The organism is Shewanella sp. Arc9-LZ (assembly GCF_010092445.1).
Lineage (GTDB): Bacteria > Pseudomonadota > Gammaproteobacteria > Enterobacterales > Shewanellaceae > Shewanella.
Genome location: NZ_CP048031.1, coordinates 2,365,292 through 2,384,053, shown reverse-complemented (window position 1 = coordinate 2,384,053; position 18,762 = coordinate 2,365,292). Strand labels below are relative to the sequence as shown.

12 protein-coding genes and 1 pseudogene are annotated in these 18,762 nt (G+C 41.5%); 7 read left to right on the top strand and 6 right to left on the bottom strand.

Going from position 1 to position 18,762, the window contains the following annotated elements; genetic code table 11:
• Positions 1-59: 59 nt before the first annotated feature.
• From GUY17_RS10265 to GUY17_RS10245, 5 genes are all read left to right on the top strand, one after another.
• The gene (locus GUY17_RS10265; protein WP_101088332.1) at positions 60-1,172 is read left to right on the top strand and encodes an ABC transporter permease; all 1,113 of its coding nucleotides are present in this window, start codon (positions 60-62) and stop codon (positions 1,170-1,172) included.
• Between the two features lie 2 nt (positions 1,173-1,174).
• The gene (locus GUY17_RS10260; protein ID WP_162023066.1) at positions 1,175-1,939 is read left to right on the top strand and encodes an ABC transporter ATP-binding protein; all 765 of its coding nucleotides are present in this window, start codon (positions 1,175-1,177) and stop codon (positions 1,937-1,939) included.
• Entirely contained in the window at positions 1,936-2,919 is a 984-nt protein-coding gene (locus GUY17_RS10255; RefSeq protein WP_162023065.1) for an MlaD family protein, read from the top strand. The genes GUY17_RS10260 and GUY17_RS10255 overlap by 4 nt, the downstream gene beginning before the upstream one ends.
• A gap of 4 nt (positions 2,920-2,923) precedes the next feature.
• A complete protein-coding gene (locus tag GUY17_RS10250) occupies positions 2,924-3,523 on the top strand; it encodes a PqiC family protein (RefSeq protein WP_101088335.1) in 600 nt (199 codons plus the stop codon).
• Between the two features lie 518 nt (positions 3,524-4,041).
• Complete coding sequence (locus GUY17_RS10245; protein WP_162023064.1) at positions 4,042-6,111, top strand: M13 family metallopeptidase; 2,070 nt, start codon at positions 4,042-4,044, stop codon at positions 6,109-6,111.
• 1,139 nt (positions 6,112-7,250) lie between these two features.
• Here the strand turns inward: GUY17_RS10245 and GUY17_RS10235 are convergent.
• The 5 genes and pseudogenes from GUY17_RS10235 to GUY17_RS21205 all read right to left on the bottom strand — a co-directional run.
• Positions 7,251-7,994 carry a hypothetical protein gene (locus tag GUY17_RS10235; protein WP_162023063.1) on the bottom strand — a complete coding sequence of 248 codons (744 nt, stop codon included), beginning with the start codon at positions 7,992-7,994 and terminating at the stop codon, positions 7,251-7,253.
• Between the two features lie 110 nt (positions 7,995-8,104).
• Complete coding sequence (locus GUY17_RS10230; RefSeq protein WP_162023062.1) at positions 8,105-8,437, bottom strand: hypothetical protein; 333 nt, start codon at positions 8,435-8,437, stop codon at positions 8,105-8,107.
• Positions 8,438-8,663: 226 nt separating this feature from the next.
• Positions 8,664-9,512 carry a TIR domain-containing protein gene (locus GUY17_RS10225; protein WP_162023061.1) on the bottom strand — a complete coding sequence of 283 codons (849 nt, stop codon included), beginning with the start codon at positions 9,510-9,512 and terminating at the stop codon, positions 8,664-8,666.
• Positions 9,513-10,269: 757 nt separating this feature from the next.
• Complete coding sequence (locus GUY17_RS10220) at positions 10,270-13,350, bottom strand: EAL domain-containing protein (RefSeq protein ID WP_162023060.1); 3,081 nt, start codon at positions 13,348-13,350, stop codon at positions 10,270-10,272.
• Positions 13,351-13,462: 112 nt separating this feature from the next.
• Positions 13,463-13,662: pseudogene (locus GUY17_RS21205) on the bottom strand (IS5/IS1182 family transposase); the annotation flags it as partial.
• Positions 13,663-14,416: 754 nt separating this feature from the next.
• On the opposite strand from GUY17_RS21205, the gene ltrA reads away from it, so the two are divergent.
• Both ltrA and GUY17_RS10210 read left to right on the top strand, forming a co-directional pair.
• Positions 14,417-15,889, top strand: coding sequence for a group II intron reverse transcriptase/maturase (gene ltrA / locus GUY17_RS10215; RefSeq protein ID WP_101087243.1), 1,473 nt, complete (start codon positions 14,417-14,419; stop codon positions 15,887-15,889).
• 873 nt (positions 15,890-16,762) lie between these two features.
• Positions 16,763-17,922 (top strand): IS3 family transposase gene (locus GUY17_RS10210; protein WP_162021994.1). Its coding sequence is split into 2 segments (ribosomal slippage): positions 16,763-17,021 and positions 17,021-17,922, totalling 1,161 coding nucleotides; the frame shifts between segments, so codons are not numbered across the junction.
• A gap of 81 nt (positions 17,923-18,003) precedes the next feature.
• On the opposite strand, the gene GUY17_RS10205 is transcribed toward GUY17_RS10210, so the two are convergent.
• Positions 18,004-18,210, bottom strand: a complete 207-nt coding sequence (locus GUY17_RS10205; protein WP_101088339.1) for a hypothetical protein — start codon at positions 18,208-18,210, stop codon at positions 18,004-18,006.
• Positions 18,211-18,762 lie beyond the last annotated feature (552 nt).

The window sequence follows — 18,762 nt, the reverse complement described above, 5'->3', positions numbered from 1 at the left end:
GCTAACCTATTTATTAAACAAACGAATAGACTTATTTCATATTGGCTCGGGGGTCTAGCATGACACTCGCAACATTCCATATCGACATGCACGATGATAACTGCTTACTGAACCTTGCTGGTGATTGGCAATTAGGCCAAGCACCGCTAGGCGCAGATATTTGTGCTGAGCTGCCATCTAATTGCCAATCTGTCACTTTAATCACCACAGAGTTGTCTCATTGGGATTCAAGCCTCGCCATTGCCTTATTACAATTATCTCGCTGGTGTGAGCAACATAAACTATCACTAGACACTCAACAAACACCTCAAGGGTTGCAGCAACTACTGCTGCTCGCTACCGATGTTGCGGTTTATCAACCAACTAATGAAGGTGCCCTAGGCGGGCTATGGCCGACCTTACGTCGAGGATTGATTAACCAAGGCTTACAAGTACACGATGGATTAGTATTTGTCGGTAACTGCACTTTGGCACTCGGGCGTTGGTTGGTTGGCAGAGCGAGAACTCGCCGAAGTGATATCGTGTTTTTTATCGAACAAGCTGGGCCTAAAGGGCTTGCGATTGTGACCTTAATTAGTCTGCTAGTGGGAATGATTTTGGCTTATTTAGGCTCGGTACAGCTGCGTCAATTAGGCGCCCAGGTATATGTGGCTAATTTAGTGGCTATCGGAATGGTGCGTGAAATGGGTGCTCTAATGACAGGCGTTATTATGGCCGGCCGAACCGGAGCTGCTTATGCGGCGCAGTTAGGCACCATGCAAGTTAATGAAGAAATTGATGCGCTGCGAGTGATGGGCATTCCCACTATGGAGTTTCTGGTTTTACCGCGGTTATTAGCATTAATTTTTATTATGCCGCTAATGTGTATTTATTCGGATGTAATAGGCATGATTGGCGGTGCGTTAGTTGCTAACGGCATGGGCGTGAGTTATACCCAATATATTTTGCAAACCCAGGTTGCGATTGATTGGGTAGATATTTCCACTGGTTTAATAAAGAGTTTAATTTTTGGGTTTTTAATTGCTATTGCGGGTTGTCAAGCAGGACTGCTTTGCGGACGTGACTCGAATGCCGTTGGTTTAGCGACGACCCACGCTGTGGTTAAGGCCATTGTTTTTTTGGTTGTCTCCGATGCGGCGCTTAATATCTTATACGATAAATTAGGGATCTAACCATGGTTGATGATGCCTTTATCAGTGTACGTAATCTATCAGTCGGCTACGGCAGTACCGAGGTGCAAAAAAAACTCAACTTCGACATTAACAAGAATGATATCTTTTTTGTCATTGGCGGCAGTGGTTGTGGCAAAACAACCTTGCTCAAATCGATGGTGGGATTACTCACGCCACTAAAGGGTGAAGTACTTTATCAAGGCAAAAACTTTTATGAAGCAGATGAACCCGAGCAGGTAGCAATGCTCAAAAATTGGGGGATTACCTTCCAAACAGGCGCATTGTTTTCGAGCATGTCGCTTGGCGAAAATGTGGCTTTACCCCTGCAGCTCTATACCGACCTTTCGGAGCGACAAATTGCAGAAGCCGTTGCCTATAAGCTAGCATTAGTTGGCTTAGCGGGCTTCGAGAAGTTTTACCCTGCCGAGTTAAGTGGCGGTATGCACAAACGCGCAGGATTAGCGCGGGCGCTGGCATTAGACCCTCAATTGTTATTTTTTGATGAACCCTCTGCGGGTTTAGACCCTATTAGCTCGATGCGATTAGATCAATTGATCGTGCAAATATGCCAAGCGCTAGACTCTACCGTGATCATCGTGTCCCACGAGCTGCCCAGTATATTGTCAATCGGCACTCGCTGTGTGTTTTTGGATAATGAGACCAATACTATGCTCGATTGTGGTGACCCACGAGAATTAAAAATACACAGTAGCCAGCCTAGGGTTCGTCAATTTCTCAATCGTACCGAAAAATCGGAGATATCATGAGTAAAAACCAACGACTTCCGCTCGCGATTGGTGCCTTTATTTTTGGCGCTATTATCTTAGTGTTTATTGCATTACTGTTCTTTTCTGGGGGGCGTATATTTGCAGAGAAAGCCCCGGTAGTGATGTTTTTCAACAGTTCAGTGCAAGGGTTACAGGTAGGCGCACCGGTAAAATTAAAAGGGGTCATAATAGGTGAAATAAGCGATATCAGTATCGATTTCCCTAACGACAGTAGCCAGGGTGTCACGGCTGCAGTTCATGCCGACTTATTGTTGAAACGTATCAATATTAAGGGGATCCAAGTAGGTGAAGAGTTTTTTTCACACGCCATCGATAACGGCTTACGCGCCCAGCTGAATTATCTGAGTTTACTCACCGGACTGCTATATGTTGAACTGGATTTCTTTCCCAACACCTCGCCGTTATTCCATGGCGAAAAAGACCAATTATTAGAATTGCCGACCATCGCGACTGATTTCGAATCGTTGTCGAAAGACCTGCAATCGTTAAACTTAAAAAGTTTAGTCAACAATGTCGACAATTTAGCCCAGCAGCTCAGTGACATTGCTGCCAGCGGAAAAATACAGCAAGCATTGGATAATTTTGATAATGCAGCCAAAGCCGTTAACAACACCGCGATTAACTTGGACAACACTCAAGCAGCGTTAGGTAAAAATGGGCTTGAAGTACTGTTAAAACTCGATAATTTACTGGTGCAATTAAATCATGATGAACCCAAGCTCGTTGAGTCGCTGAACCATAGTTTAACTGAATTACGCAATACACTATTAAGCATGAATCAGCTTGCAAGCCAAGCAGGTAACACACTCGACCAAAACTCGCCCTTGTTGATAGAACTCACCAATACCTTGGAAGAAATCCGCCGCACGGCTCGATCATTACGTAGCTTGAGTGAAACCTTAGATGAACAACCTGAGGCCATCATACGCGGTAAAAAAGCTCTACCTTTAGGAGAATAATGTCATGGGGAAATATGGAGTTTGGACCATTAACTGGGGGATCGGTTTACTGCTATTGAGTTTGGTGAGTGGCTGCCAAAGCTCTCCCGAAAAACAGTACTTTGTGTTAACTGCAATACCCAACCAAATAGTGTCGGGCAGTACTGCGTTAGAGTATGACATTGGTATAGGGCCAATTGACGTCGCCGAATACTTACATTTTACACAGCTGATGTATCAACTTGACGATGGTAACCTGCAACGATTTGCCAATAGTTATTGGGCTGAACCGCTTGAACAAGGAATCAGCCGGGTCATGAGTATCAATCTCAGCCAAAGCGATAACCGTCGTAACCTAGTGTTATTTCCTTGGCAAGCAGACAACAGCCCCCTGTACAGCATTAAAATCAAGGTTATTTCCCTCAACCGAGATGGCAATAATGCCAGGCTCAATGCCAACTGGGAGCTAACAAACAATCCATTAAACCAAACATTGGCAAAACAAAATTTTATCGCGGTCACTAATGCAGGTTCGACGGCAGCGGAGTTGGTCAGCGCGTACAGCAACTTATTGGCTCAGTTGGCAAAGGAAATTGATAAATCATTACCACAACATTCAGATTAAACACTCCAGCCTACTGTCAGCATTCTCGCGTCAGAGTTGTCGCGTCAGCAATGTTGTGTAAGCTTTGTTGTATGAGCGGTGGTGTGAGCGGTGGAGTAAATCATAAACCTAACTATTAAGCTGTTTTACAGCGTATTGAGTAAACAAACTCAAACAATAACGCTATCTATAGCACTACTTGTAGCACTATCAATACTGATGCCAATCCCAAGAAAAATAGCAACCCAACATAGTTAGGTGGCTTAACACTGGCAGCGTTAATATTACAAAGCCTAACTCACTTTTATCCCAAGTTTAGGTTAATTATGCTGATGATAATCAACTGCTCTTATCTCTGCCTCTCAAATAAACAATACAGCCAATAAACATCAAACCAGCACATATTCAGCCACGCATTTCATTGCTTAACTCAGCGTTAGTTAAATTTGCTAACAATTCGAACATTGACATTTTTTGTCAGTCTTTCAATATGGCTAGGCAAATAATTCTGTAAAAATAGACCAAGGAACACGATAACAATGAATAAATCCTTAATTGCGATTGGATTAACCACAGCACTATTAAGTGGTTGCGGCGTATCTGATACAAATAACACTAAGCTTGCAGCCGTGACCTCACCGGCCCCCGCTAAAGCAGAGTTAGGTACTTTTGGTGTGGATTTAGCTGCACGAAATGAAGCCGTTAAACCTGGCGATGACTTTTTTATGTATTCAAGTGGCACTTGGTACGACAACTTTGTCATGCCTGCCGACAAAACTCGTTATGGCGCATTTAATGCCTTAGCTGAGCGCAGTGAAAATCAAGTGAAAGCAATTATCGACGATATTGCCAGCCGCAGTGACTTAACTGCCGAAGAACAATTAATTGCTGATTTTTATCATGCCTATATGGATACCGACACCATTAATAAACTAGGTATCACACCAATTAAAGCCACCTTAGATCAAATTGCTGCGATTAGCTCAACTCAAGATTTAACCAAAGTATTCGGTGAAGCATGGCTTACTGGTACATCGTCCCCTATTTGGGGTGGCATGTGGTTTAACCGTATAGATCCCAATCAATATGAAATGACCATCGGTGCTGGTGGTTTAGGCCTGCCCGATCGCTCGTATTACCTCGAAGACAGTGAGCGTTTCGTTAAAATTCGTAAAGCTTATGTTGAGCATATCGCTGCAATGCTGGCTTTTGCTGGTATAAATGACGGTGCAAAACGTGCCGAGGCAATTCTTGCCCTTGAAACAAAAATAGCACAGGCACAATGGCCTAGAGAAAAACGCCGTGACCGTGATTTAACCTTAAACCAACTCAAACGTGAAGAATTGGTTAAGCAATATCCTGGATTTGATTGGGATATCTATTTCGCACAGAGTGGTTACCAAGTACCACAACTCAACATATCTGAACCTGAACCGGTTAAGGCTATGATTGGCTTAATTAACCAACAACCGCTCACTGTGTGGCAAGACTATTTAACATTCCACACCATTAGTAATAATGCAGGGTTATTGTCTGAAGACATTTTTAATACCAATTTTGCTTTTTTTGGCAAAGAACTCACTGGGCAAGAGCAACCTCGTCCGCGCTGGAAACGTGCAGTTGAAGAAATGTCTGGCACTCAGTCTCTAGGTTTCGCTATTGGTAAAGTCTATGTGTCGCGTTATTTCCCTGAGTCGTCTAAACAAAAAATGGCCGAGTTAGTTAAGAACCTGCGCACAGCATTAGGCCAACGCATTGATGGTTTAGATTGGATGGGCGACGAAACTAAAGTGAATGCCCATGCTAAGTTAGCGGCATTTAACCCTAAAATTGGTTACCCCGATGTGTGGCAACAGTTTGATGGCTTAACCCTCACTAAAAATGATTTAATGGGTGATATTAAGAATCTGCGCAAATATTTCCAAGCCGATAGCGTAGCGAAAGAACTGGAAAAAACGGATCGTAATCGTTGGGGTATGACACCGCAAACGGTCAATGCCTATTACAACAGCTCGTTTAATGAAATTGTGTTCCCTGCGGCAATTTTACAACCGCCATTTTTCGATCCAAACGCAGATGCAGCAGTTAACTATGGCAGTATCGGTGCCGTAATTGGTCACGAAATGGGCCATGGTTTTGATGATCAAGGTTCTAAATCAGACGCCAATGGCGTTCAGCGTAACTGGTGGACAGATGAAGATCGAGCCGCTTTTGATGCTAAAGCCGATAAGCTCGCTGCGCAATACAACCAATATGAACCAATCCCTGAAAACTTTGTTAACGGACGTAACAGTCTCGGAGAAAACATTGGCGATGTAGGCGGTTTATCAATGGCATACCATGCTTACAAATTAAGCTTGAATGGTAAAGAAGCCCCGGTGATAGATGGCGTTACTGGCGATCAACGTTTCTTTTTAGCTTGGGCTCAAGTGTGGAAAGAAAAACGTACCGAGCAAAGTATGCTAACTCAGTTACGTGCCGGCACTCATGCACCAGGTCGTTACCGTGCCCTCGCCCCGCGTAACCACGATGCTTGGTATAAAGCCTTTGATGTTAAACCAGGTGATAAGTTGTACTTGCCTGAAGATCAGCGCGTACGTATTTGGTAATTTAGTGCGTAAATAGCTGCAATAACGAGCCGCGATTGCAACAAGCATCCGCCACAAAAATGCCCGTCAGTTAACTGACGGGCATTTTTGTATCACTATCTATGCCAATTCCTAAAATAATATCAGCAAGCTTATGGTTAATAGCAGAGGCGAGTGAAGACCTAGACAAACATTCGGATTGATTAATCAGCTACTGGTAATATCGTTTGAACACTTTTCAAGTCGGTTAACAATTTTCTCTTGATAAGCTTTTACCGTAGAGAAACTGTGTATTTTCATAAATAAGTCCGAAGCAGTTTCTTTAGATGCACAGGCAGTCCATGGTCAGCTCACGTATTCTTTTATAAAGAGTCTTCAACGGCCTCAAGTTCAGAGTTGAATTTATCAATTTTCAAGTAAAGCATCTAACTCATATATGAACAGATGATTGCTAACAGCCTTCTCGTCGCCCAACTATCACGTCGTCCCGGTAATGCTTTTGAGCCGGGATCCAGGTGTTTTTTTGTTTTGTACTTATGGCCTGCGGCCACTAACGTCGTGGCGCTTCGCCCACACCAGACTAACATCGCAAGGTTCCACCCTGCACGGGCCAAAAGAGGATCAACAGCAATCCCCTCTTGGATCACCCCTGCCGTTCCGGCAACATTTTCGCTGTTTAACCAAACAACAGCAGCGAAAAATTGCGACGGAAATTAATCCAGCTTTGAATCTCGTTTGTAATCGGCCTCGGCCCCTCTTGTAATAAAGAGTGAAAATGCTAACTGTTTCGATGGTACATCTGATGTGAATGGATTCACGTATGTCGTGATGGCAGGATGCCAAGGAACGACCTGTACCGCGAAAGCTAGCCTGACGTCCTGTCAGGCTCACGCTATTTTTCTTCAACAGTCTCAAGTTCAAAGTTGAATTTAGATATTTTCAATCAGTAACTAGCTCATTTATGGACATAAACCATTTAGGGTTGAAACTCTACAGCCTCCGTTTCGCATTACCATTAGTAATGAATATCTGAAAAAAGCAGGATTATATTCACTGAGAGATGGATGGGTCGCAGTTCAATATCCTAATAAGAAAGTTTAGTGCGGAGCCGCATGCAGTGTGATGTGAGGGCTGGAGGTTAGATACCTCCGGCTACCCGATTACATTTTTATCCAGGCTACAAACTTTTCACCTGGAAATAATTTTTTGGCTAGCTCGCGTAACTCAGTATATTTCTCATGTAGAGACGCATCGCTAGCGTAAACTAGCTCATACATTACAGCAGCTCCATTTATAGCTCCTTGAAATAAACGCTCACCCAATTTATCTTCGAACTCAGCCAATAGTAGTGGCCTTCCGTTTAATGCATGAAAACTAAGAGCTGGCTGCACTTCGTTTACATAAAACTCATTACGAATATTGATCGAGTTGATAGCTTGCTCAAACCTCTCCTGTTCAATGGTTAATTGCATAAGAATTTGAGCATTGTCATTATCAATCAAGAACTGAAGGCTATCTATGTCTTGCTTGACACTTGAATAATCAGGAGACTTCATTGCAGGAAGAGAAAGCCCGCGATGAAAGGGAGTCTCGTATTTGTCTAAGTCTCTTTTAATACACTGAATTGCGTTAATTTGTCTTATTAGCACAAAAAGCGCGGAATTCAATGCACTCTTCTGTTTCTCTCTGTTCTTTTTCCCCTCTTCATAGCTTTTCAGCCAAAAGGCAGAAAATGCACCAATGAAGCCGCCGACTGCTACTGTCAAAGCCCTTATTAAATAGTCATAGCTTTTAGGTAAAACAGACTCTTCAATAGCAACAGACGATAGGTACCAAATATTTAGCGCTGCCAAGGCTACGATAACGCCTAATATCTCTGGCTGGTAATCACGTAAAATCTTCAATGTAATCTCTTAGAAATGTAACGTTTTAGTATTTATGCCTTATGCTGTTTGCAAGGCATAAATCGCGTGCTGGAATTGGCCGCTGCCAAGTCCAGATTAATTGGTATACTTTAAGCGACAGCGACACCGATAATTAGTAACATCATAAAAGGGACTGCATGGCACAAAATAATGGGGGACTTGCCAACAGAATCCTTTGTTGGGATGAAAAAATAAGGGTCAAATTTAAGTAAACATTTATAGAAAGACCTCAATACTGGCTTAAACCAGGCATGAAAGTAATACCCAATTACAGCCACTATCTGTACTTCAAAAAGTAATAAGAATAAATCAAGCCCAACAGCATCAACAAATAAAGCTAAAGCCACGAACTCTGGGTTAAGTATCAATACGCCCATAACCAATATTGTCGCTATCTTCCACATCCACTTTTTGATGTTCATAAATCCTCCATGATTAAGTAAGTTAACTATTGACGCCATAGTCTCTTGTTATAAGATTACTCATCACCCGGAGGCGTAGAGTTATTAGTTAGATTATTCCCATAACTTTTAGTTGGAACGTAACCACTTGAGGCTTTGGATCGCCAGTCGGCTGTGACACAGGTTTGACTGGTTGATAGCCTTTCTCGATTTTTAGCACTATTGACGTCATAGTCTCTTTTTAGTTTCAACCGATGCTAGTTTTGATATCAATATCATGTTTTTCAATATAAGTGACTAATTCGCGATATGAATTTAAAAGGAAAGGTCTATTCCCCCAATTATTTCCTTCATCACTAACTCCTGGGTTAATGAATGTACCGTTTGGAGAAATATAGAATTGGCTTTCTTCTAAACATCCTTTAGTGTGCTGCCAGTCAATACTAAATATAGCATCAAAGGCTGATATAAAATTAGATATTAGTTGGTTTAGTTCTTTGTGAGCTTTAAACCCTCCAGACTTTTGAATTGCTAATGATCTTGATAGATCGAGAATCTCCTCAATAAGCTCTCTATCTGAACGCACATTAGACTTATCAGTAGTTTCAGAAGAGTTTCGTTGAATAATACTTTTAACATTTTCCTCAAGTTCAGGCCAAAACCTTTCAAATACTTTGTGAAGTACAGCCTCTTCCAATACATTAGATTTATTGGCTTTATTTAAATCTGTCACTAATCTCTTAAAGTCAGCCTTTTCAAATAAAGTTGTTTGGAACTGTGTTAAAGGACCATTTATATCTGCATTGTCTAACCCAATTAAAATAGGGCAAACTAGAGATTGTTCGACTTTTTTGGAAATAGCTCCCGCTTCGAACATAAGCCATTGACTAGTTAAATTCTCACTTGTAACACAAAAGATTCCAGCTTTAGAATCATCAAGTTCACTTGCTATGTCAGATGACCAACGCGTGCCTTTTTCAATATCGCTCGGTGTAAAATAAGGCTTCACAGTTTGTAATACGGTAGGAAGCCATTCTCGAATGGCTTCCGCAACATTTTTACTCATGTCGCCAGACCAACTAATAAATACTTTCATTTAATACAGATCCTTGATGATATTTTGAAACGAACGTTTTAGTATTTATGCGTTGAGCGGTTTGCGGCGCATAAATCTCTTGTTGGAATTGGCCGATGCCACATTCAAATTAATCGGTAACTTTTTACTTGACGTAGGATGCTATAGGAATTAGCTTTTTAACGGTAATTGTTTTTTGTACAACCTTTAGGCTAAATGTTTGTTCTGAATACACCATTTATGGTGGATTTAATAGTATTTGATTTTTTATTAGCCGATTATTGCCTTTCTCCCTGATATACCTTGCTAACTCATTTTGGCGCAAAAACGAGTTAGTATTCTTGACTTGGAAATGGTGTGATTCAACTCTGAACTTGAGGACGTTGAAGAAAATAGCGTGAAGTTCACATGGATGTGAGCTTAGCTTTCGCGGTACAGGATGTACCATCGGAAGCGTTAGCATTTTCGAATAAGGCCGAGGTTGATTACAAACGAAGTTAAAGGCTGGATCAATCCCCATGGCGACCTTTTCGCTGTTTGAAAATGTTGCGGGGCGGCTGGGTGATCCAAGAGGGAACAGCCGTTGGTTACCTTTTGGTCTGGTGTGGGTGAAGCGCCACGACGTTAGTGGCCGTAGGCCATATCATAAATAAGGTTTGGGGCAGAAACGCGTTAGTTGGTTCGCTAATTTAGTGATAAGGAATCAACCCATTTATCTATCATCGAACGTTTAGATGTCTGATAGACATCTATGTGGTGGACCAAATTAGCTAACCCACTACAGTGATGTCAACTTGAAGATTAACTTCTCTTCTGCTACAGGTTTTCCAAAAAAGAAGCCCTGATACTGATCGCATTTTTCGTTGACTAAAAAATCAAGCTCTTCCTGACACTCAACCCCTTCGGCAATCGTTTTCATTCCAAGCGCTTGAGCCATACTGATGATAGCTCTAACAAGATTTTGCTTTTTTTCGTCCAGATGTACATCTTTAACAAAGGTAATGTCAATTTTTAGAACGTCAACTGGGTATAATCTCAAATAAGCTAAATTAGAATAACCAGTACCAAAATCATCAATTGAAAGCCCAATACCTATTTTTTTTAATTCCTTGAGGGTATTTAAGGTGTATTCGACATCCAACATTGCCACTCTTTCGGTGATCTCTAATTCCAATAGTGCAGGTGGTAAACCAAAATGTGTGATTGTCTTTGTCAACATCGACACAAACTCGCGATCGGCAAATAAAGAAGCTGAAACATTGACGGCTACTGGTAACACACATCCTGGGTAACGTACTAACCAGTCACTTATTTTTGTGATTGCATTTTTGATTACCCATTGATCGATGTCGGATATGAGGCCAATTTTCTCAGCTAAAGGAATAAAGTTGGCTGGTGAAATCATGCCACCATCTTGTTGTGGCCATCGAATAAGAGCTTCATAGCCAACTATCTGCACGTTTCCTTTAGTGACAGTAACTTTAGGTTGAAAATATAAGGTCAGTTCATCATTAGTAATGGCTTTATCAAGGTTACTTCTCATAGCCATCTGTTCTTGCACTTCTTTTTGCATAGAGAGATTAAAAAATACCGATTCGTTTCCTCCAAGTGCCTTGGCTTTGTACATTGCTGTATCTGCTGCTTGAATTAAATCTTCTAAGTTAATACCGTCCTGTGGGAACATGGCAATACCGATACTTGCACCGATATGGACATCTAATTCTTCGATTAAAAACTCTTGTTTAATCTCTTCTATATATCTCAACGCCATTTGGCTGGCTTCATCCATGTTGCATTGTGCAATAATGATGAACTCGTCCCCACCGAAACGGCTGAATAAGTCTGTTTCTCGAATGTGTGAACTTAATCGTGCTGTAACGAGTCGTAACAGTTCATCACCATAATGGTGACCAAAGGCATCATTGATTTCTTTAAACTTATCCAAGTCAATGAATAATAAAGCCCATGTTAGACCAGAGCGCTGCGATTCCGCTGATGCTCGAAGAAAATATTCATTGAGAAAAATACGATTGGGAAGACCTGTTAATTGATCGTAGTTGGCTAAATGCAGAATAGTTGTTTCGTCTTGTTGCCTTTGGGTGACGTCTTCCATGATAGAGATGATGTGAAGAACTGTGCCATCAGAATCTAAAACAGTAGTTAAACTTCCGCGCTGTAAATAGAGTTCACCATTTTTCCTTTTATTCCAAAATTCACCACTCCAGATCCCATGTTTTTGCAGCTGCAGAAAAAGGCTTCCATAAAATGCACTATCTTGTTTATCGGACTTTAGCATTCTAGGGTTTTGACCAATAGCCTCTTCACGGCTGTAGCCAGTGATAATAGAGAAGGCTGGATTGACATCTAAAATAGTACCTTCACCATCGGTGATAATAATAGACTCACAACTGTAGTCGAATACTTCTGTGGTTTGTTTCAGCCGCTTTTGAGAATCATGCATAGAAATCGCAAAACCAGTATCATCGGCCAATTCCTGAAACAATCGCAATATTTCTGGTGTGAAAATAAATTCCCTTTTAGAGAAAATCAGTAAACATCCTACACAGTTCAATTTTTGGTTTATAGGAAACGCTGCTACAGAGTTATAGCCCAAAAATGATGATTCGTCATGCATGTGTTTGTTTGATTGGAACAACTCATATGCTTGGCTTACCAGTACCCGCTTCACGAGATCGCAATTCTTGTCTACGAAAGGGGGCGTAGTAATAATATCGCTGTCGGTTCGGGCCAAAGCACAGTTAACTACATTTTCATTAGATGCAGTGTTGTCAAAATGAATGATAGAAACGCGATCAAACTTAGTTTCTTCAAGAATGATTTTGCAAGCAGATTCAAAAAGTTGAGGTTTTTCTAAAGGCTGCTTGATGAGCAATTGATTAAAACGACTCAACATTTCATAAAGGTGATGTAGTGACGTTTCTTTTTCTAGATGTTGATCACGGTCGTGAAGCATCATCCCGACCAACCACGCCACCAGTGCATTGAAACTGATAAATACAGATAACGCAATCAGGCTATTGATAACTTGTTGTGATTGACCTGCATAGCGTGAGTCTGCCCAAAAAGAGACCACACTAATACATAATACAACCAACAGGCTTTGTAGCAATGGTAAACGGATAGCAGCAAACAGCGTAAATGGCATCAGTAAAGAACTGTATGTAGCAAGAGCTCTACCTTCGGGGTTTGCTATTGAAAAAACCGTTACTGCGATGATTAGTCCTGCTAACAACGTCCAAACAAATGTTGAAGTTTTTGCCAACGAGCTAAACAAATGAGATTGCTGACGGTCGTGCTGCCAGAGCAGTAAGGGAGTAATTATTACCATAGAGGTGAAACGAAGCGCAGTCCAGTATAAGAATTCCTGCTCAATTCCATTGAAAGTAAAAGGCAGTGGTGAAACCAATCGCTCCAGTAGAGGTTGTATAATTGATGATGCTAATACTGGCAGTGTCACAGCAAATATAAGAAAATTTATGGATTTTTTTAATGTGTTAGGGAACTGAGCATCGGGTGTAAACCGCCTTAACAAGAACCAGCCAAGAAAAGCCTGAAAAATTAAGGTTAAACTAGTAATTGCTGATGGAAGGGGGAATATTCCAAGTAACACATTTTCTATCAAGTAATTGGCTGCAAAAATGCCTAATGACATTGTTGCTATATGATGTACCCGATACGTTGATTGTGTGAGATATATGAGTGCGGCTAAAATAACTGGTCCGCCGATACGATACGACGCTTGCCCATAAAAAGAGTATGTTAGCCAATGCCAAACTGATACGGATAAACAATAAATTAAAAGCCAAGCAAACCAGGGTAATCGGTTCAATGCATTCATGATGTACATCTCAAATTGGTACCCTCTGTTAGTGTTTATATCTTGTCTACATCTTAGCCGTTCCAATTTAAATTGATAGAGTTTGATTTTTATATTAGGGACTATTGATCTTTCACATTGGGAGCCAAATTATCGAGCAAGCGAGAGCCCGCAGACTTTCAAAATTAATTCTAAATTTGCCATAACGGGTTGCTATAACTGTAAAATGCTTGAGCCGAGCAAAAGCATTTTCAACTAAATGCCGATATTTGTATATACACCCATCATATCGTCATTTCCTTGCTTCGAATTTTGTCTTATAGGGATCACTGGCTCTGAGCCACATTCACGAGCTTTCTTTCTATGTCGTAGTCTTTGTCCGCATTGTAGTGGTAAATGAATACTGGCCATCGTTTTAGATTCATTATTACAAAGAATGTGACATTAGAAAATTCATGGCAAACTGAAATGTATATGTTTCGATTAAGCAATAGCACCAACTCATATTGGGGCGTGCGACGTGAGGTCGTATGAAGCGCTGTTCACCGCTTTTGAGTGAACCATCTGTATCACCAGATGAACCTAGGAGCCTGAATAAAGTAGCGGCTCTGACAATGTAATGAAGATTGGTTATAGACCAATCGGGATCTGAATCGTGAGAGAACGATCCTCCTGATAACCACAAATTGGGTGAGTGCTAGGTAGTCAGTATGATGAACATATGTAAATCCGCGTAAGGTGCGTTATACGATGAAACAGCGGAAGTGGTTTATACGCTGTGGCCAAAAGGCAATGAGAGTTGGAAAGAGATTGCCCCATGCTCTTTCGTGGTCAATATAACTCTTCGCACTATAGCGGGCATCTACCCTGACATTGCGCGACATACGGAACACGGTAAGCCTGTATTGCTCCCTTTGGGAAAGCCGATATGGCCGATAGCGGTGCAGGTATAGGAGGTTGGAAAAAGCAAAGGCTGCATTGTAACGATGCAGATACAGACTTGTGTCTGGTCACGAAAGTGAGCCCACTTCCGACTGGTCTCCCGTTGCAAGATAATTTGAAGAACTTTATTCAAGGAGAAACGCAAATGATGATTTCAACAGAGATTAGTGCCTCTCCTGACGGCGAACAATGGCAGTCCATAGACTGGAAATCCGTTGAACCGCATGTATTAAAGCTTCAGATGCGTATTGCAAAGGCAACACGAGAAGGTAAACACGGTAAGGCGAAAGCGTTGCAATGGATACTGACTCACTCGCGTTCAGCAAAACTTCTTGCTGTTAAACGAGTATCAAAAAACAAAGGCAGTAGAACGCCTGGAATAGATGGTGTCATCTGGAACACGGATGCACGCCGCATGAAAGCAGTAAATCAATTGAGCAGGAAGGCATATCAAGCCAAACCACTCAAGCGTATCTATATCCCCAAAAAGAATGGCAAACTTAGACCTCTTGGTATCCCATGCATGATAGACAGAGCACAACAAGCGCTCCACCTTCTTGCATTAGAGCCTATATCGGAGACGCTTGCTGACCCAAACAGCTATGGATTTAGACCAAATCGTAGCACTGCCGACGCAGTCGATCAGTGCTTCAAATGCTTGGCTCTAAAGAGATCAGCGCAATGGGTTCTTGAGGGAGATATCAAATCCTGCTTCGACAAAATCGGGCATCAATGGCTTGTTGATAACATCGCCATAGATAAACGAATGTTGGAACAATGGTTAAAGTCTGGTTTTATGGATAAAGGGTTGTTTTATCGTACTGATGAGGGCACGCCACAAGGAGGGGTTATATCCCCAACCTTGATGCTAATGACTCTTGCTGGACTTGAACAGCGCATAAAGTCTACAGCACTCAAAAAGGGTGCTAGAGCCAACTTTATTGGATACGCCGACGATTTCGTCGTCACCTGCGCTTCAAAGGAAGTGCTCGAGAACGATATCAAACCGTTGATCGCTGACTTCTTGGCGGAAAGAGGCTTAACACTCTCCGAAGAGAAAACGCACATTACCCACATCAACAAGGGTTTTGACTTCTTAGGGTTCAATCATAGGAAGTACAAAGGAAAATTGCTCATCAAACCGAGCAAGTCCAATACCTTGTTGTTCTTGAGTAACCTGCGCGAACTCATCAAAAAGCACGCAACCATCCCTGTTAACGATCTTATCAAACTGATAAATCCAAAACTAAGGGGTTGGGCGAATTATTATCGTCATTGCGTTGCTAAGCAAGTATTCGGGTATGTTGGGCACAAACTATTCTATACGTTATGGCACTGGGCAGTAAGGCGCCATCCAACAAAATCTAAGACTTGGATAGCCCTTAAATACTTCATCAACCGAAAAGGCCAATGGCAATTTCACGGTTGGCAGAAGGTCAAGGATATGGATTGCCAATTTAATCTATTCCAAATAGCCAAGGTGCCTATTGAGAGACACGTGAAAATCCGAAGTGCGGCTATACCATTCGACCCTCAGTACCTAGAATACTTGGTTAGGAGAAAATCGAAAAGGCAAGCTCGTAACTCTTGGAATGAATCAGCTCTCACTGCTTTATAAGTTGCTGGGTATCTAACGATACCTTTGTGGAGGCTTGAGCCTAGTGCAGTGAAAGTTGCACGCTGGGTTCTTAGGAGGGCGGCACTTGGTAACAAGTGTCGTCTATCCGACAAAAACGAGTTAGTTTTCTTGACTTGGAAATGAACCGATTCAACATTTGAATTGAGGACGTTGAAGAAAATAGCGTGAAGCTCACATGGATGTGAGCTTAGCTTTCGCGGTACAGGATGTACCATCGAAAGCGTTAGCATTTTCATTCTTTACTATAAAGAGTTGGCCGAAGCAGGCTGCAAATAAAGTTAAAAGCTGGATCTACCCAATGGCGACTTTTCGCAGCTCTTGTTTTGTAAATAGCGAAAATGTTGCGGGGCGACTGGGTGACCCAAGAGGGAATAGCCGTTGATTCCCTCTTGGTCTGGTGTGGGCGAAGCGCCACGACGTTAGTGGCCGCAGGCCATATTTCAAACTCATTTTGGGGCAAAAACGAATTAGCTTTCTTGTCTTGAAAAAGGCCAAATTCAACTCTGAACTTGAAGCCGTTAAAGAAATGCGCGTTAGTATTTTCACTCCTTATAATACAAGATGGGCCGAAGAGAGGCTACAAACGAAGTTCAACGCTGGATAAATCGCCATGGCGATCTTTTCGCATCTAATATTTAAGTCAATTGGGAAAATGTTGCCGGGTAGCTGGGCTAATTCTTTTATAAAGAATAAAGAGGGAACAGCCGCTGGTTTCCTTTTGGTCTGGTGTGGGTGAAGCGCCACGACGTTAGTGGCCGCTGGCCATATTCCAAATTAACTTAGGCTGTAATGGTCTAATGAAACTGTAGAGATTTATAGCTTAAAATAAGCAAAATCTTAAAGGTATTTATCATGATTAGAAAAACGAAAATCACTGTCAGCCCTCTTCAAAAATTAGAATATGCCAAGCTGATGGTCGAACAGGGTTACACGAACAAGCAAATTGAAGATATGTCAGGTGCGGGTAAATCTGCTGTGTCTCGATGGAAAGTGCAGTACCAAGCTGAATTAGCCGGTAAAACACCAGAAAATACCAAAGCATTAACTGAAGACCAACGAAGAATTCAACTCCTAGAAGCCCAACTAAAACAAGCAATGAGGGATAATGATATCTTAAAAAAGGCTGCAGCTTTCTTCATTCGAGACAATCAAAACTTAAAATGATGCGCGAAGTAAAGAAAGCAAACCCAGGCTTTAGAATGAGTGAGTTGTGCCGCGTATTCGAGATCAGTTGCAGTAGTTTTTATTACAAACCGATACCACAAAGTGTTGAAAAACAGACTCTGATACAATTTGTAGAGCAAGCCTTCTCTGATTCAAATGCGACGTATGGCAAACGTCGAATACAGGCCGACTTATTAGATTTAGAGTGTAAAGTCGGGGTTTACGCCATTGCTACAGTAATGAAAAATTTGGGATTAAAAGCGATTAGGCCAAAGAAAAAGCATTACTATCCTAACACTGGTGACGAACATGTTTACGCACCCAATTTGCTTAAACGGCAGTTTAACCCTACGACTTATAACACTCATTGGGTGGGTGACATTACCTACATAAAATCACATCAAGGATGGAGTTATTTAGCCTGTGTACTTGATTTAGGAACGAAAGAAATCGTTGGGTATGCCTTATCAAGCCAACCCAATACCGCGTTAGCGACAGCGGCATTAAATAACGCGATACAACGTCAGAGGCCAAATACACAGGAGTTGATGTTTCACTCAGACCAGGGTTGCCAGTACTCTGCTAACGTGTTCAGAGAAAAGCTAAAGCACTTAAGCATTAAACAAAGTATGAGTCGTAGAGGAAATTGTTGGGATAATGCCGTGATGGAACGATTCTTTAGGAGTTTAAAGACTGAAAGATTGAACCATTTAGCCTTTATCAATCACAGTTCTGTAGTCAGTGTGGTTGAGCAATATATCCAGTTCTACAATTACAAACGCAGACATTCAGCAATAGATTATAAGACGCCACATCAAAAATATAATGAGTTAAAAAAAGCGGCTTAAAATCTCTCCAGAAATACTTGACCATTACAGGCCATACATGAATCAGAGTGATAAACGGATAAACAATAATGCCTACAGCAACTAAAGCCGGATAAAGTACGGTATCGCAACTAAGATTATTCCCATAATCAGCAAAGTGGTCACGCTGGCAACAAAATAAGGAAACACGATTAATGCCATTCCTACACACAAGGGAACAATCGCCCTTTGGCGCTTACCATAAACAAAATACCCCATGCCTATAGCGCCAAATAGCACACTCCACATGATCATTGATGCACTGCCCATCTGTGTCCTCTTATCTAATCATCTTGCTATTTGAACCTTTAAATAAGGTTATAGCATGATTAGTGTTTTTTCTATCACGTCTCTATGATAAATCCAGATCATCGTTGGTGACATTATTCAGGCTGTAGAGTTAAACAAGCTGCCCTCCCCAGTCCTTAATAACCAATTCTTAATCCTTGAACACTGAAACACTGAAACACTGAACACTTAGCAGAATACATCACCCATATGGATAACATTAACACCTAACATTAGTCGGAGAGAATAAGGCTGTGGTTGTATAGTGACACACTCAAAAAAATACTGGTGAAAATTGGCTAAAACAAACAGATTTAATCAATATAACTCACGCTATGTGCTCAATGACTCTGCCGTTTTTCAATCAATACCAAGCTCATAGCTCTACAATCTATATCTGCACGAATGAGGCTATTTAGGGACATAACGCCTATTTTAAAATGATATTTTATCAATCAAAAACCTAAAAATAACTGCAGCTGTAATTATTTTATGTAAAATGTCTTCGTTTTTTACAACAAACCATCAACCAAA

Coding starts and splice junctions, on each gene's coding strand:
- GUY17_RS10220 (WP_162023060.1), bottom strand. CDS start 13,350: ATGAATGCATTGAACCGATTACCCTGGTTTGCTTGGCTTTTAATTTAT.
- ltrA (WP_101087243.1), top strand. CDS start 14,417: ATGATGATTTCAACAGAGATTAGTGCCTCTCCTGACGGCGAACAATGG.
- GUY17_RS10265 (WP_101088332.1), top strand. CDS start 60: ATGACACTCGCAACATTCCATATCGACATGCACGATGATAACTGCTTA.
- GUY17_RS10230 (WP_162023062.1), bottom strand. CDS start 8,437: ATGAACATCAAAAAGTGGATGTGGAAGATAGCGACAATATTGGTTATG.
- GUY17_RS10250 (WP_101088335.1), top strand. CDS start 2,924: ATGGGGAAATATGGAGTTTGGACCATTAACTGGGGGATCGGTTTACTG.
- GUY17_RS10245 (WP_162023064.1), top strand. CDS start 4,042: ATGAATAAATCCTTAATTGCGATTGGATTAACCACAGCACTATTAAGT.
- GUY17_RS10225 (WP_162023061.1), bottom strand. CDS start 9,512: ATGAAAGTATTTATTAGTTGGTCTGGCGACATGAGTAAAAATGTTGCG.
- GUY17_RS10255 (WP_162023065.1), top strand. CDS start 1,936: ATGAGTAAAAACCAACGACTTCCGCTCGCGATTGGTGCCTTTATTTTT.
- GUY17_RS10205 (WP_101088339.1), bottom strand. CDS start 18,210: ATGGGCAGTGCATCAATGATCATGTGGAGTGTGCTATTTGGCGCTATA.
- GUY17_RS10260 (WP_162023066.1), top strand. CDS start 1,175: ATGGTTGATGATGCCTTTATCAGTGTACGTAATCTATCAGTCGGCTAC.